The organism is Plectonema cf. radiosum LEGE 06105 (assembly GCF_015207665.1).
Lineage (GTDB): Bacteria > Cyanobacteriota > Cyanobacteriia > Cyanobacteriales > Nostocaceae > Rivularia > Rivularia radiosa_A.
This window is the reverse complement of the sequence record NZ_JADEWL010000149.1, coordinates 1-15,515: the sequence shown is the minus strand read 5'-3', so window position 1 is coordinate 15,515 and position 15,515 is coordinate 1. Positions and strand designations below refer to the sequence as shown.

At 38.5% G+C, this 15,515-nt stretch carries 13 protein-coding genes and 1 pseudogene; 10 read left to right on the top strand and 4 right to left on the bottom strand.

Annotated elements, in window-relative coordinates; genetic code table 11:
* Positions 1-246 precede the first annotated feature (246 nt).
* The 10 genes from IQ247_RS32865 to IQ247_RS27010 all read left to right on the top strand — a co-directional run bounded on the left by IQ247_RS32865 (position 247) and on the right by IQ247_RS27010 (position 11,038).
* Positions 247-1,074, top strand: coding sequence for an LptA/OstA family protein (locus tag IQ247_RS32865; RefSeq protein ID WP_228060075.1), 828 nt, complete (start codon positions 247-249; stop codon positions 1,072-1,074).
* A gap of 25 nt (positions 1,075-1,099) precedes the next feature.
* Positions 1,100-1,828, top strand: a complete 729-nt coding sequence (gene lptB, locus IQ247_RS27050; RefSeq protein WP_193924706.1) for an LPS export ABC transporter ATP-binding protein — start codon at positions 1,100-1,102, stop codon at positions 1,826-1,828.
* 104 nt (positions 1,829-1,932) lie between these two features.
* Entirely contained in the window at positions 1,933-3,099 is a 1,167-nt protein-coding gene (locus tag IQ247_RS27045) for an LptF/LptG family permease (protein WP_193924705.1), read from the top strand.
* A gap of 486 nt (positions 3,100-3,585) precedes the next feature.
* Entirely contained in the window at positions 3,586-4,305 is a 720-nt protein-coding gene (locus tag IQ247_RS27040; protein ID WP_193924704.1) for a signal transduction histidine kinase LytS, read from the top strand.
* 215 nt (positions 4,306-4,520) lie between these two features.
* Positions 4,521-5,570, top strand: a complete 1,050-nt coding sequence (locus IQ247_RS27035) for a chemotaxis protein CheB (RefSeq protein WP_228060074.1) — start codon at positions 4,521-4,523, stop codon at positions 5,568-5,570.
* Positions 5,571-6,118: 548 nt separating this feature from the next.
* A complete protein-coding gene (locus IQ247_RS27030; protein ID WP_193924703.1) occupies positions 6,119-7,303 on the top strand; it encodes an NAD(P)H-quinone oxidoreductase subunit H in 1,185 nt (394 codons plus the stop codon).
* Between the two features lie 302 nt (positions 7,304-7,605).
* Entirely contained in the window at positions 7,606-8,160 is a 555-nt protein-coding gene (locus IQ247_RS27025; RefSeq protein WP_193924702.1) for a hypothetical protein, read from the top strand.
* 278 nt (positions 8,161-8,438) lie between these two features.
* The gene (locus IQ247_RS27020) at positions 8,439-9,605 is read left to right on the top strand and encodes a class I SAM-dependent methyltransferase (protein ID WP_193924701.1); all 1,167 of its coding nucleotides are present in this window, start codon (positions 8,439-8,441) and stop codon (positions 9,603-9,605) included.
* Between the two features lie 378 nt (positions 9,606-9,983).
* The gene (locus IQ247_RS27015; protein ID WP_193924700.1) at positions 9,984-10,847 is read left to right on the top strand and encodes an NAD(P)-dependent oxidoreductase; all 864 of its coding nucleotides are present in this window, start codon (positions 9,984-9,986) and stop codon (positions 10,845-10,847) included.
* Between the two features lie 14 nt (positions 10,848-10,861).
* On the top strand, positions 10,862-11,038 hold the full coding sequence (locus tag IQ247_RS27010; RefSeq protein ID WP_193924699.1) for a hypothetical protein: 177 nt from the start codon (positions 10,862-10,864) through the stop codon (positions 11,036-11,038).
* Here IQ247_RS27010 and IQ247_RS27005 read toward each other — a convergent pair.
* The 4 genes and pseudogenes from IQ247_RS27005 to thiO all read right to left on the bottom strand — a co-directional run.
* A complete protein-coding gene (locus IQ247_RS27005) occupies positions 11,024-13,267 on the bottom strand; it encodes a tetratricopeptide repeat protein (protein ID WP_193924698.1) in 2,244 nt (747 codons plus the stop codon). The genes IQ247_RS27010 and IQ247_RS27005 overlap by 15 nt on opposite strands.
* A 263-nt stretch (positions 13,268-13,530) precedes the next feature.
* The gene (gene psb34, locus IQ247_RS27000) at positions 13,531-13,710 is read right to left on the bottom strand and encodes a photosystem II assembly protein Psb34 (protein ID WP_193924697.1); all 180 of its coding nucleotides are present in this window, start codon (positions 13,708-13,710) and stop codon (positions 13,531-13,533) included.
* A gap of 149 nt (positions 13,711-13,859) precedes the next feature.
* Positions 13,860-14,711 carry a thiazole synthase gene (locus IQ247_RS32860; RefSeq protein WP_228060076.1) on the bottom strand — a complete coding sequence of 284 codons (852 nt, stop codon included), beginning with the start codon at positions 14,709-14,711 and terminating at the stop codon, positions 13,860-13,862.
* An 81-nt stretch (positions 14,712-14,792) separates the two neighbouring features.
* A pseudogene (gene thiO / locus IQ247_RS32855) lies at positions 14,793-15,491 on the bottom strand (glycine oxidase ThiO); the annotation flags it as partial.
* Positions 15,492-15,515 lie beyond the last annotated feature (24 nt).

Below are 15,515 nucleotides of genomic sequence, written 5' to 3'. Positions count from 1 at the left end.
ATGGGGAGATGGGGAGAGGAGCTTCCTAGTTATTAACCTTTAACCTTTAACCTCTAACCTCTAACCTTTAACCTTTCACCTCTAACCTTTAACCTTTAACCTCTAACCTTTAACCTTTGAAACATTGGGAGTTATTGAAGCGTCTTGGATAATGAGAGATTATTTGTAGCCAAATAGTCATTCAAAGTATATATATTATCATGTCCAAAGATTAGTTATTATTTACTATTCCCTACTCCCTTCCCTATGATCAACAACTACCGACTACCTAAACTTAAATTGCGTCGTCTGGGTTTGGCTTTAATGCTACCTGTTGCGCTGTATGGTGCGGTAGTTTTTCCTACTCAGCTACAAACTGCTACAGCCCAAACTTCCTCAGATAACCGTCCTCTTTCTATCCGTGCGGATGTGCAAGAATATAACTCTAAAAGTGAGGTATTTACTGCACGCGGTAACGTTCAAGTTTTGTATCCTGCTCGTCAAATTCAAGCAACAGCAGCCCAAGCGCAATATTTAAATCGGGAACGTCGAATCAACCTCAATGGTGGCGTGTCTATTTTGGAAAAAGGTATTAATAGCATTCGAGGAGAGAACGCTAGTTATTTAATGGATGATGGACGATTTATCGTTACACCCAAAAGCGGTAGTCAAGTAATTTCTACATATGCTGTAGATAATAATAATACAAATGCTCGTAACCAGGCATCGACAAATAATCAACCTCTGACTATTCGTGCGGATTTACAAGAATACAATTCTAATACCGAGGTAGCTAGCGGACGGGGTAATGTACAACTTTCATATCCCTCTGGTCAAATTAAAGCAACAGCAGCCCAAGCACAATTTTTTAATCGGGAACGCCGAATTATTCTCAGTGGTAATGTGTATATTTTGCAAGAAGGTAGAAATAGTATTCGGGGAGAAACAGTTACCTATTTAATTGATGAAGGAAGATTTGTTGCTACACCTAAAAGTGGTGGTCAGGTAGAGTCCATATATATTTTAGATGATGCTAATGGTAATACTCAACCATCAAAAGCGCCATCAACGCCAAATTTAAGACGTTCTAATTAGAGAAAATAAAACAAAAACACAAATCGTGAAAATTGTTTTAGAGAACATTCACAAATCCTACGGTAAGCGAACGATTGTTAATCGCGTTAACCTTTCTGTCGCTCAAGGTGAAATTGTCGGTTTACTCGGACCAAATGGTGCTGGTAAGACGACAACTTTTTATATTGCTACTGGCTTAGAAAAACCAGATCGAGGAGCAGTTTGGCTTGATAATCGCGATATTACTACTATCCCGATGCACGGAAGAGCGCGTCTGGGTATTGGTTATTTAGCACAAGAAGCAAGTGTTTTTCGTCAATTAAGCGTGCGGGAAAACATATTACTGGTACTCGAACAAACCAAAGTACCTCGCCCCGAATGGGAGATGCGAGTTGATCGACTGTTGCGGGAATTCAGTTTAGAAAAAGTTGCTAACAGCAAAGGAATTCAACTTTCCGGGGGAGAAAGACGCAGAACCGAATTAGCTAGAGCTTTAGCATCTGGTAGGAATGGTCCCTCATTTTTATTTTTAGATGAACCCTTTGCTGGAGTTGATCCCATAGCAGTTTCCGAAATCCAAGAAATTGTCGCCAGACTTCGCGATCGCAACATGGGAATCTTGATTACAGATCATAATGTCCGCGAAACCCTTGACATTACCGACCGGGGTTATATCATGCGTGAAGGACAAATATTAGCCTCCGGTTCCTCCGACGAACTTTATGATAATCCTCTTGTCAGACAATATTATTTGGGTGAAAATTTTCAGGTTTAGTATGGGAATAGGTAATTGGTAATTGGTAATGGGTAATTGGTAATTGGTAATTGGTAATTGGTAACTGTCAACTGTCAACTGTCAACTAACTCCCAACTTGTAAAATGGCTCAATATAAATCTTCTCATACTTCTTCACTACTGCCAATATCAATCATGGACCGCTATCTTACCAGCGAAATGGTACCACCATTTTTATTTGGTGTTGCGGCTTTTTCTTCGTTGGGAGTATCGGTTGGTGCAGTTTTTGAATTAGTACGTAAAGTTGTAGAATCTGGACTACCTATAGGAATAGCCGCTAGAGTTTTTATCTTAAATTTTCCGGAATTTATAGTTTTAGCTTTCCCCATGTCCACATTATTAGCTACCTTGATGACTTACAGTCGTCTTTCTAGTCAAAGCGAATTAATCGCATTGCGTAGCTGTGGAGTTAGCGTTTATCGTATGGTTGCGACAGGTGTATGCTTGAGTTTTCTGGTGACAGGATTAACATTTGTATTTAACGAACAAATTGCACCAGCAGCAAAGTACCAAGCAACTCAGACGATGCGAAAAGCTTTAAACAGCGAGCAACCTGCTTTTAAAAGAGAAAATTTAATTTATCCAGAATATAAAAAAGTTGAACAAAAAGATGGTAGTAAACAAAGAGTTTTAGCGCGGCTATTTTATGCCGATACATTTGATGGTAAACAGATGAAAGGTTTGACAATTATAGACCGTTCTCAAGAGGATTTTAGTCAAATTCTGCAAGCAGAATCGGGAGAATGGAACGTCAAAGATAACGTTTGGGACTTTTATGATGGTACTATTTATTTGATATCTCCAGACAGTTCTTATCGTAATATTGTGCGCTTTGAACGTCAACAATTAAAATTACCCCGTACTGCATTAGATTTAGCACAAGAAAGTCGCGATTACGGTGAAATGAATATTGTTCAGGCATTTGAGCAATTAGAATTAGAAAAACTAGGTGGTGACCAGCAAAAAATTCGTAAACTTCAGGTCAGAATCCAGCAAAAAATGTCCTTACCATTTGTTTGCGTAGTTTTCGGCTTAGTTGGTGCCACCATGGGAAGTATACCAGGAAGAACTGGTTCGGCAAAAAGTTTTGGTATTAGTGTAATAATTATTTTTGGTTACTATTTATTCAGCTTTATTACTGGTGGATTAGCGCAAGCTGGTGTTTTTTCTCCTTTTCTCGGAGCTTGGTTCCCCAACTTTCTCGGATTGGGAATTGGTTTATTCTTATTAGCACGTGTCGCAAGACGTTAATCCCGTCTTAATTTCTATAACTTTAATTTGTATTGCATTCAACCGAAAAGCGCAATATCTGTTGATTAGGATTTCTAGCTTTGCTGCGGACATAATCCAAAGCTTGTACGTTCGCCTCGCGAATGTATCCAAAATCGTATAACCCTTCTTTTGATAGATAAAAATCTTCACAAAATAAACCAAAAGGTTGATGAATTTTAAAATTAAATACAAGACACTGTGAAGAGCAAATAAGTTAAAAAACCTGTCAAATTAATCGGTAAATTGCAATCAATCGCAACCCTATATATAAACAATAAATGCCGGGTTATTGCAAGATTGAATAAATTTTTGCCAAAATACCACATTTTTAGCGTTAGTTAATAACTCAAATTCACAAAAAATTACTAATCGCTGAATCATTTTGACGGGACTATTTTAGGCACAAAGCATTACCGCAAAAACCAATCTAACATATACAAATTGATAGTTACACAAGGAGAAAACATGGTAAATACGAGACAATACAAGCGTGCAGTTGGTACATTCCCAAGCCGAGATGATGCGGAAAAAGCGCTTTACAAACTTAGAGACTCAGGATTCTCGATGGATAGAGTTTCTCTGTTAGCAAAAAATGCCGATGGTAACGATCAAATTGCTGGCACTGAGGTAAAAAACGAACGTGGTGAGAATGAAGCTCAAGAAGGTGCTGGAATTGGTGCTACCACTGGTACTGTTTTAGGTGGTCTTGGTGGTTTACTCTTAGGTTTAGAACAATTATTAATTCCTGGAGTTGGCCCTTTTCTGGCAGCAGGAACCATTGCTACTACCTTGGCTGGTGCTGGATTAGGTGCTTTGTCTGGTGGTATTGTTGGTGCGTTGACTGGTATGGCTATTCCGGAAGAAGATGCCCAAATGTACCAAGATAGAATTGACAATGGTTACTACTTATTAATAGTAGAAGGTTACGAAGATGAAATAGATCGTGCTGGTTCTATTTTGAATAATCATAAGATTGGTAATTGGAAAGTATTTAACGCAGATGCTCCTAAAGTTGAAACTGAAGTTAAAGAAGTTCCAGTTGCTCCAATTGCTGTGACTCCTGTTGTTGAAAAAGATGTAGTCAACCGAGAAACTATTGTAGATAGAGATGTAGTTGACAGAAAAACCACAGTTGACCACAATGTACTCGAAATTGTTGATAAGAGAGATAATACTCTTCGCTAAGTTTTGAATTAACTTAAATTTTTTTTGTAAACCCAGTTTTTCCTAAAAAACCGGGTTTACGGCTTCAATAAATATTGTTACGATTAGCTATTTAATTTATTTATGCGATTAAAAAATAATAAAATTGTTTTTATTGAAACACAGATTTTGACATAGATATTTGTAAATTTTAATAGTTACTAAAACATAGTTACTAAAACATCCATAACCTGACATTGCTGCATTTAGGAGGAGATATCGAAAGCAAAAGAGATATCATCGTTATTGGTACATCGGCAGGTGGAGTAGAAGCGCTTTCTTATTTGGTAAGTCAATTACCATCGAGCTTAAATGCTGCTGTAATGGTAGTCTTACACGTACCCAGTCACGCAACAAGCGTTTTACCTTCGATTCTTAATCGGGCTGGAAAAATACCCGCTTCCCATCCTCAAAATAACCAAAAAATTCTTACAGGGCATATTTATATTGCTCCACCGGACTATCATTTATTAATTAAATCCGGATATATCAAATTAATCCGGGGACCTAGAGAAAACAATCATCGTCCGGCAATCGATCCTTTATTTCGCACTGCTGCAAGAGCTTACGGAAGCCGAGTTGTGGGGATAGTGCTTACGGGGGTACTTGATGATGGTACTGCGGGACTTCAAGCCGTAAAAATGCGCGGTGGCACGGCAATTGTTCAAGATCCGCAAGATGCTACTTATCAAGGAATGCCGCGTAGTGCTATTGAAAATGTAAACAATATTGATTATATTTTGCCATTGTCGGAGATTCCCCAGGTATTAGTTGAGCTAGTTAATATCCCCATCGAAACCTCTTCAGATAACCCCGTTTCCCATGAAATGCAAATAGAAACTGATTTGGTAGATATGGATATGAAAATTCTAAACAATGATTCCAGAGCCGGTAAACCTTCTACTTTTGGCTGTCCCGATTGTGGTGGTACTTTGTGGGAATTAGAACAAGGAAATTTGTTGCGTTTTCGATGTCGCATCGGTCATGCTTATTCCTTGGAAAGCTTACTAGCAAAGCAGTCTGACGCTTTAGAGGATGCATTATGGTTCGCTCTAAGAGCTTTAGAAGAAAAAGCATCTTTAACAAAACGCATGGGAAAAAGAATGCGCGATCGCAATCAAATTTTAGCCGCAGAACGTATGGAAGAACAAACGAAAGATGCTCTTATTCGTGCCAATGTTATCCGAGAGACATTAATTAAGGGAAGTGCAAATACGGAAGAAAAACCTACTTCGGATGTTGAATAATAACTCGTTACTAGTTCTCACCAAGAGGTTAGGAGCCGATTAACACAGAAATCTAGGCAGAGCCTCGCGAATGGGGTTCTCAGCCGCAGACTAAGCCTGACAATTTCAGGGTGTGTTCTGTTTGTCAATATTTCTATAGAATGAAAATTGCGGTGCCAATTACCAGAAAAAACCTGATTTTCGGGTTAGCGATCGGATAATTTTTGCGGTGATCAATTACTTGGGTTTCCAAACTTGAGTTAAAAGCTCAATTTGCTACCTTAAGGTTGATGTAATTTTCAGCGTCATTCAAGAAAGGACTATACACTGAGCAATTCAGTGATATCAGCTACAGTAACTGAATAATCTGAAGGAGTTAGATATGATAATGCACTTGACCTCGCTTCATTGATCATTCATCCTTCATAATTAAAGAAACCGTTCATTATCTATCTTCACCCAAACAAACAGCGAGCATAAGCAAATATTTGATTAAAAATATTTGGTTAAAATAATGAAGCTGAGGGAAGAGAGCAAAAAAAGTTTATCTTGGGGAGAATTACTGATTCATGGCATTAATGGAAACTCGCACCGAACCAATGGTGCTGAACATGGGACCGCACCATCCTTCGATGCACGGGGTTTTACGTCTAATCATGACTTTAGACGGTGAAGACGTAGTAGATTGCGAACCCGTTATCGGCTATTTGCACCGGGGAATGGAAAAAATCGCCGAAAACCGTACTAATATCATGTACGTCCCCTACGTGAGTCGGTGGGATTATGCAGCCGGAATGTTCAACGAAGCCGTTACCGTTAACGCACCGGAAAAATTAGCGAATATCGAAGTTCCTAAACGCGCTAGCTACATCCGCGTCATCATGTTGGAATTGAACCGCATCGCTAACCACCTGCTGTGGTGGGGTCCATTCATGGCTGATGTCGGCGCACAAACTCCCTTTTTCTACCAGTTTCGCGAACGCGAGATGATTTACGATTTATGGGAAGCCGCTACAGGTTATCGCATGGTTAACAACAACTACTTCCGCATTGGTGGTGTAGCGGTTGATTTGCCCTACGGTTGGGTAGATAAATGTATGGAATTTTGCGAATACTTTTTACCCAAAGTAGACGAATACGAACGTTTAGTGACTAAAAATCCCATATTTCGCCGTCGTGTGGAAGGAATTGGGGTCATTACTCGCGAACAAGCCATCAACTGGGGACTATCTGGTCCAATGTTACGCGCTTCTGGGGTGAAATGGGATTTACGGAAAGTTGACCATTACGAATGTTATGACGATTTTGACTGGGATGTACAATGGGAAACCGCTGGAGACTGTTTTGCTCGTTATGCAGTGAGAATGCGGGAAATGCGCGAATCAGTCAAAATCCTCAAGCAAGCCCTTAAAGGGCTTCCTGGTGGTCCTTACGAAAACTTGGAAGCGCTTCGGATGCAGGAAGGTAAAAAATCCAAGTGGAACGACTTTGAATATCAATATATTGCCAAAAAAGTAGCTCCTACCTTTAAGATTCCTAAAGGTGAAATCTATTCCCGCATCGAAAGTGGTAAAGGTGAATTAGGAATTTACTTAGTTGGTGACGATAACGTCTTTCCTTGGCGTTGGAAAATTCGCCCAGCGGACTTCAACAATCTACAAATTTTACCCGAATTATTAAAAGGTGTAAAAGTAGCAGATATCGTTGTGATATTGGGTAGTATTGACGTAATTATGGGTTCCGTTGATAGATAATTTCAATTTTGGATTTGAGATTTTGCGGAAAGTTTGGGGTGTAAATTCTTTTCCCCCAAAACTTTCCAAGACGGATTTTAGATTATATGGTGAAAATCCACAATCTAAAATCTTTTATTTTGAGCATTAGTATATGAGAATTTAGATTCCCGATTTCTTAAAGAAGTCGGGAATCTGAACACCGTGGTTTCGATACATACAAATAGGATTGCTATAGGAGTTCGGAATTAGTTGTCACAGACTTCCGCAATGCTATGTCTCTACTTTGAAACATCAATCCAAAACATAAAATCCAAAATCTTGTGATTCCTCTAATCATCTTTTTATTTTTCTTTCCTGCTTGTCTTGGTATATTAAGACAAGTTATCTGGAGTACGGAATTAAGCCATCAATTATTAGCTTTGGCAATATTTTTATTGTGTATAGAGCAAGCCAATATGGCAAATCATGATTTACAAAAAGTCGCTGATGCTAAAAATATTGTTAAAGATGCTCGTTTGAATTATTTTCAAATAATTACTATTGTGACAATTATTATTGAATTAATCGGATTTTATCTATCATCAATCTGGTTAGGATGGGGTTCCATTATAATTTTATTCGGCTTAATCTGGTTTAACTTATTTGTTGATATCAAAATTAATAATTCATCACAAAATATTATTCAAACTTGGAAAATTACCGAACGTCTACCAGTTTTAATTGCTGATATATTTGGATTAATCTTAATTAGTCTGTGGATATTAAAAATTGGTGATTTTGGCATATCTTTGGGGCTTTTTGCAATGACTATGGTTTACTGTAGTATTAAATTATTTTTATTTTTTAATTCTTTAAATTATCTTAGAGAGGTATGATAGTTTAGTTAAACGATTTCCTACGGTTTATCTGGCGTTGCTTCCTCCGGGTATGAATTTAGATTTTGAGACGTTATGTATAACGTCTCTACAAAGGTTTCGGTTATCCAGAAAATTTGATTTATACTTATTTTCAGTAACGCCGTTTATCTTATATCAAGTCCGAATAATTAATTAGTTATTATCCCTTGTTAAGAGTTCTTTATACCTTACAACTTATTAAAAAATCAAACAGGATTTTTATATAACCAGAAATAATAAATATAATTAAACTCAATATGGAACACAACCTCCAACTTTATCAAGAAATTACCAACCGCATCACCGCAAGTCCTCAACAAAGGATTACTTTCGCTGAATACATGGAATTAGCACTATATCACCCAGAATATGGCTATTATTCCCAAAACGCGGCAAATCTAGGGAAAGAAGGTGATTTCTTCACCTCCGTGCATCTCGGTGCTGACTTTGGTGAAATGTTGGCAATTCAATTTATCCAAATGTGGGAAATATTGGGTAAACCAGTACCTTTTTCATTAATAGAAATGGGTGCTGGACAAGGACATTTAGCCCTAGATATTCTTAACTATATTAAACAACAATATCCCGATTTTCTCCAAGCATTAAAATATATAATTATCGAAAAATCACCTGGTTTAAAACAGCTTCAACAACAACGCTTAAAAAATGTTGAAATTAACTGGTGTAGCTTAGAAGAAATAAAAAATAATTCTGTCATTGGATGCTTTTTTTCAAATGAATTACTAGACGCTTTCCCCGTTCATCAATTTATCTTAGAAAACGGGGAATTGCGAGAGATTTATGTAACGATAAAAGGAGAACAGGAAACAGGAAAATTATTTACAGAAATTGTAGATAAACCTTCCACACCAGAACTTGTTAACTATTTAAAATTGTTAGAAATTGACATTAGTAAATACCCTTCAGGATATCGTAGCGAAATTAATTTAGCCGCTTTAGAATGGTTAGGTGTAGTAGCAAACCGTTTGCAGCGCGGGTATGTGTTAACAATTGATTATGGTTATACTCAAAACCGTTACTACAATCCCAGACGGGATAAAGGAACCTTACAGTGTTACACTCGACATCATCGCCATAATGACCCGTACATTAACATTGGACAACAAGATATTACCGCTCACGTTGATTTTACAGCCCTACAACAAAATGGCGATCGCCATGGGTTGCAAAAAATTGGTTTAACCCAGCAAGGATTATTTTTGATGGCTTTGGGATTAGGTGAACGTGTAGCGACATTATCTCAATCAAAGCAACCTTTATCCAGTTTACTCCAAAGGCGTGACTCACTACACCAATTGTTAGACCCGTTAGGGCTTGGTGGTTTCCATGTTTTGGTTCAAGCTAAAGGATTAACAACAGCAGAAATATCTCAACAGCTTCAAGGCTTTATCCAACCACAGTAAACAAGAGCGAGCGTAAATCTGAAAAATTAAACTCAAAACTCAAAAACTCAAAACTCAAAAATTAAAAAATTAAAAAATTAAACTAAAAAACTTATAATCGCGATCGTTGATCTACCATAACAGTAATTGCAACGGTATATAAACATAACAAAGGTAATAATTATGTCTACGCATGACTTATTAATGTTAATTGGATTACTTACTCCCGGAATATTGCTTTCAGTGATCATTATGGTGACATTTGCTGCTGGAGGCTAAAAAAAAGTTAGTACCACCGGAGTTGTTGTAGAGACGTAGCAATGCTACGTCTGTACGGGAGTTTGGAGTTAGGAGTTAAGAGTTAGGTTTTAAAACAAATTATTAAACAGGAATTAAAAAATGAAGGTTGCATTTCTGGGTACTGGATTGATGGGACAACCAATGGCACAAAGGTTGTTAGAAAAAGATGTGCAATTAATAGCTTACAACCGTACCCCAGAAAAATTAGAACCGATTAAAGCAGCAGGTGCCGAAATTGCCGAGCATCCCCATCAAGCAATTAGTGCTGCGGACTATGTAGTCCTCATGCTTACTAACACCGCAGCTATTTACACCGTCTTGCTTTCCGATATGTCTTCTAGAAGTGTCGCAGGAAAACAAGTTATTCAAATGGGGACAATTACCCCTACAGAAAGTAGAGAAATTAGAGATGCAGTAGTTGCTGCTGGTGGAGACTACATCGAAGCACCAGTACTCGGTAGCATCCCCGAAGCTAAAGCTGGTAAACTAATTGTCATGGTAGGCGCACTGCGAGACCAATACAGACACAGTTTGGAACTATTAAAACATTTTGGTCCCGAACCCATATTAGTCGGCTCCGTAGGCAGCGCAGCAGCCTTAAAATTAGCTTTAAATCAATTAATTGCATCCTTAACTTCTGCCTTTGGTCTTAGTTTGGGATTTATCCAAAGTCAAGGTATTAATCCAGACATATTTATGCAGATTTTACGTGAAAGTGCGGTTTACGCACCCACTTTTGATAAAAAACTACAACGCATGGTAGACGGAAATTATACTAATCCCAACTTCCCCATGAAACACTTAGTCAAAGACACAGATTATTTTATTGAAGAAGCCAAAGAAGCCGGTTTAAACGTTAGCAGTATTCAAGGAGTGCGAGAAATTCTCGATATGGCTATGAAAATGGGAATGAAAAACCAAGATTATTCATCTTTGTTTGAAGCAATTAAAGCGGGAGAGTAGGGAACAGTTGACAGTTGACAGTTACCAATTATCAATTACCAATTACCAATTACCCATTACCCATTACCAATTACCCATTACCCATTACCAATTACCAATTACCAATTACCAATTACCCATTACCCATTACCAATTACCAATTACCAATTACCAATTACCAATTACCAATTACCAATTTACAACTTTGGTAAAATCTCTGGTAATAACTGTCCGGGAACTTTGGATAAAGCTAAATTTTGTCCTTGAATTCCTAATTCGTCGTGAAAACCACGAATTGTTTTAACCATATAAGTAATGGTGCTTTGATGGGAAACTGAATCTTTATTAATTCCTGCTAAAGCTTGTAAATGATTTTCTAATGCTTTTTCTAAATACTGAGAACGAATAGATTTATCTTCTGTAAAAAATTTATCTGTAGCTAGCTGATAGTTTGCTAAACCTAAATTATTATGAGTTGCAAACACATCAAAACTTAAAGATACACCTGTAAGTGAATGAGCTAAAGCTAAGGCTTCATCATAAGCCTCAATACACATTTTTAAATATTTTAATTTATTGTTTTTGTCCGTTTGGGGTTGATTTGCTAAATGCCAGTAAGCAGTACCAAGATTATTTTGTGTAGCGGCGCAAGCTGTGGGAACGTTTGCTGGTGTACGATATTTTAATGCTTCATTATAAGCATTGATAGCTAATTGCAAGTTTTCTGCTGGCTGTTCGTATTGTGCAAGATTCCAGTAAGCTGTACCAATATTATTTTGAATCATGCCGTATTTCAAGGGTTCTTGCTCGGAATTATAATAAACAAGGGCATGGTTGTAAGCGATTACAGCTTGCTTTAAATTTGGTACGGGTTGATTATATTGTGCTAAATGCCAGTAAGCAGTACCCAAATTATTTTGACAAGCTGCATACTTTAAGGGTTCCATCTCCGCAGTACGAAAACCTAGAGCCTCTGTATATGCTGTTACCGCATTTTGCCAATTCTGATCTGGATTGTGAAAACGAGCTAAATCGCCATAAGCCGTTCCTAAATTATTTTGTACTCTAGCGTAAGTTTCTGCATGGGTTTCCACTGAAATCAACTTCAACGCTAATTCGTAAAATTCAATACCTTGTTCAATATAAGCCTGGCCTTCCTGAGAATTGGGTGGGGTGCGATACAGCATCCAATAAAGCGTACCCAAGTCATTTAACACATCTGGTACCACAGGGGAAGAATCATCATAGGAAATTGATTCTTGATATGCCAAAATTGCCACCATTAAGTTTTCTAAAGTCGATTGTCCCTGTTCTATACGGATGCGATAAATATTTCCTAAGCGATAATAAGCAGCTCCAATATCTGCTTCATTTGCTTGTTGTGAATGTAAATTCTCAATTTCTTGCAAAATTTGCTGTACTTGCAAGTTTTGCTCTGAATCGTCACCGATTGTAGTGCCGATGGTTGCCAATATCAACTCGGTTAACTCTTTGCTAATATGAGGCAAATCTGACGAATTGGGAATCTTACTGGAACTATTTTTGCCGATGGGTTGGGTATTTTCCTCCTGCTCCATTCCAGGAATAAATACTTCGAGTGCCGATAGGGGATTTTCTTCTTTCGGTGTCAAAGATTCTGGTAGCAATTCTAAGGAATTAACTGAATCGTAACCCGTTTGTGCTAGCGGAAAATCCAAATCTTCCCCAAGCTCCAAATCCTCAAGTGGCATTGTTAATTGTTCTTCGTCTATCAGTGGTTCTTGCACAGAGTCTAAATCAAAACTCCTTTGAGCCGAAAAACGTCGCGGCGTACTTCTAGTTTGGGTTGTTGGAGTTGGTTCCCCAGCAAACAAAAATATACCCGTCCGACAACGCCAAAACTGTGGTGCAGACTGTTCAATTGCGCGTAACCACGGACGCGGAACCCATAGTAACAAGCTTGATTCTAAAAATCTGCTGTCTTTTTGATTTGACAGGTGCTGTTCTGTTAAACGTAAATAATGTAAAAATAAACGTTGTATCGCAACGGGTTGTCTAGTTAACTGTTCCGTACCCACCATTTGAAATGACGGTATTGGCAAAGCCTTCCCCGGCACATCTTGGGAACCACCTACAACTGGTGGGGGATAATTACTTAACCATTGATTTATTTGCGCTATGGGATTTGGGTCATTTAAATTCAACCGTAAAGTGACCAATCGCGGATAAGCTGGGGTACTAGCTTCAGATTCATTACTGATAGGCTGATACAACACCTGCCCTACAGGATATGCCAAAGTTGAATGCAAACGAGCCGCCACCTGATTTCTCAGGTTTAAATCGTCACATACCGCTATGAAAATTTGTCTTCGCAAGCCCAGACTTAAAGCAAGTTTCAAGCGGTGATATACTTGCCGGTTCCAAGCTGAATTGTCCGATGTTACAGTATCCTTTAAGCTCATAGCGGCTCATCATCAGCCAAATGCAGTTTACTTTCCCTTTAGGGACAATATATAAGCAGCAACCTTCGTTGTGAATATGACTACGGTTTTCAAGTAATTATTGCATTGCTCAGGAAAAATCCGGTCTTTCAGCTTTTACGGATGGTAAAAGTTTTCTTTTATACTTATCTTTTGATGGTATTTTAACAAATAAAAAACCAGGCTCCTAGATAGATTGGAACCTGTGATACCAAAAATAGATAAATTTTTGTCAGAAACTTATATTAACCAACATTAGACACCGAGAAGGCGACGAAAAATAAACCCCCAATCAATGCAGCAGCCCCAATTCCTAAGACAACATAAGTTATTTGTTGCTTTTTATTCGGAGGTTCAGCCTTGTAAACCTTTGGTTCACGAGCAAAATTATTTAAACGACCGCCTTCTTCTGTGGTATATGGCATAATAATATCCTTGTTTTTCTCTCAATATTATTTTACATGACCAGTATATCTACGTCTTTTCCTAAAGACATAGTTTCTAAGAATTGGTAATTGGTAATTGGTAACTGGTAACTGATAACTGTTAACTGATAACTGTTAACTGATAACTGTCAACTGTCAACTGTTCCTGTCAACGGAGAGGAAGCGCTGGCGTAATCTTTCATCGGCATTCTACCGGCTAAATATGCTAAACGTCCGGCTACTGCTGCCATATTCATGGCTCTTGCCATTGCGGGTGGGTTTTTGGCAAGGGCGATCGCACTATTGATCAACAAAGCGTCTGCACCCATTTCCATTGCTTGGGCTGCTTCCGATGGAGAACCGATTCCCGCATCTACTACTACCGGCACTTTGGCGTTTTCGATAATAATTTTAATGTTGGCGGTGGTTTGCAATCCCTGTCCGGAACCTATGGGGGCTGCTAAGGGCATTACTGTTGCACATCCGACTTCTTCTAAGCGCTTTGCTAACATGGGGTCGGCGTTGATGTAGGGGAGTACGGCAAAGCCTTCTTTTACTAATTGCTCGGCAGCTTGTAGGGTACCTATGGGGTCTGGAAGTAGATATTTGGCATCGGGAATGACTTCTAATTTGACAAAGTTATTATCTTCTTGACCGAGAATTTTCGCCATTTCTCTTCCCAAACGGGCAACGCGAATTGCTTCTTCTGCGGTTTTACATCCGGCGGTGTTGGGCAACATCCAAATTTTACTCCAGTCTAATGCTTCGGCTAATCCTTCGTGACCGGGGGCATTAGTTTGCACTCTACGTACTGCAACTGTAACTATTTTACATTCACTTTCTGCTACACTTTGCTGCATTTGGGTAATATTTTGGTATTTACCCGTACCTGTCATCAAACGCGATGTAAATTCTTTACCAGCTATTTTTAAAATAGAATCTTTAATTGGTAATCGAGAAGAAATATTACCATTAGAAAAATTTACTTCGTTCGTGAGCATGGCGGTAGATTTGGATGATGAATTATGAAAGCGTGAATAATCAAAGTGATTTAGCAACGGATCGGCTTTTTCTGACAAGATTAAGTCGGCAGTTAATTTCGCTGTAATCGGTGTTAGCAGAATACCATTACGATGATGACCAGTGGCAAATATTAAGTTTTTGCACCAACTATTACCAAGGATGGGTAATTCATCGGGAGTAGTGGGACGAAATCCCCACCAAAATTCTTCGATGGGATAATTTTGTAATTGAGGATATAGTCTAATAGCTGCTACAAGTAAACGTTGAATGCCTACAGGTGTATTTCCATCTGTAAAACCAACATTTTCGCAGGTAGCCCCAATAATAATTCTGCCGTCGCGTCTGGGTACGATGTAGATATCATCTCCGAATAGTACTCGACCCAAAGGCAATTCTGGAGCAGACAATGGTATTTTAACGCTCAACATTTGTCCTTTGACAGGACGCACGGGTAAAGGTAATAATTCCGACGACCAAGCACCCGTTGCTAACACGTATACAGAAGCGCTGAGGGTGCCAGCATTAGTTTGTAAACCCGTTACTTTTCCTTGCTGTTGAATAATTCCTTTTACCGTAATACCTTCTTGGATTTCTACACCAAGATTTTCCGCAGCAATTAAAAGTGTTTGGAATAAAGCACGATTGTCTACTTGACCATCTTCAGGGTACCACCAACCGCCAATTACTTCTTCACTTAATCCCGGTTGGTATTGATGGATTGCTTGTTTATCTAACCAATAGGAGGGAGACGGGGGGATAGGGGGATGGCTGTCTCTTATACA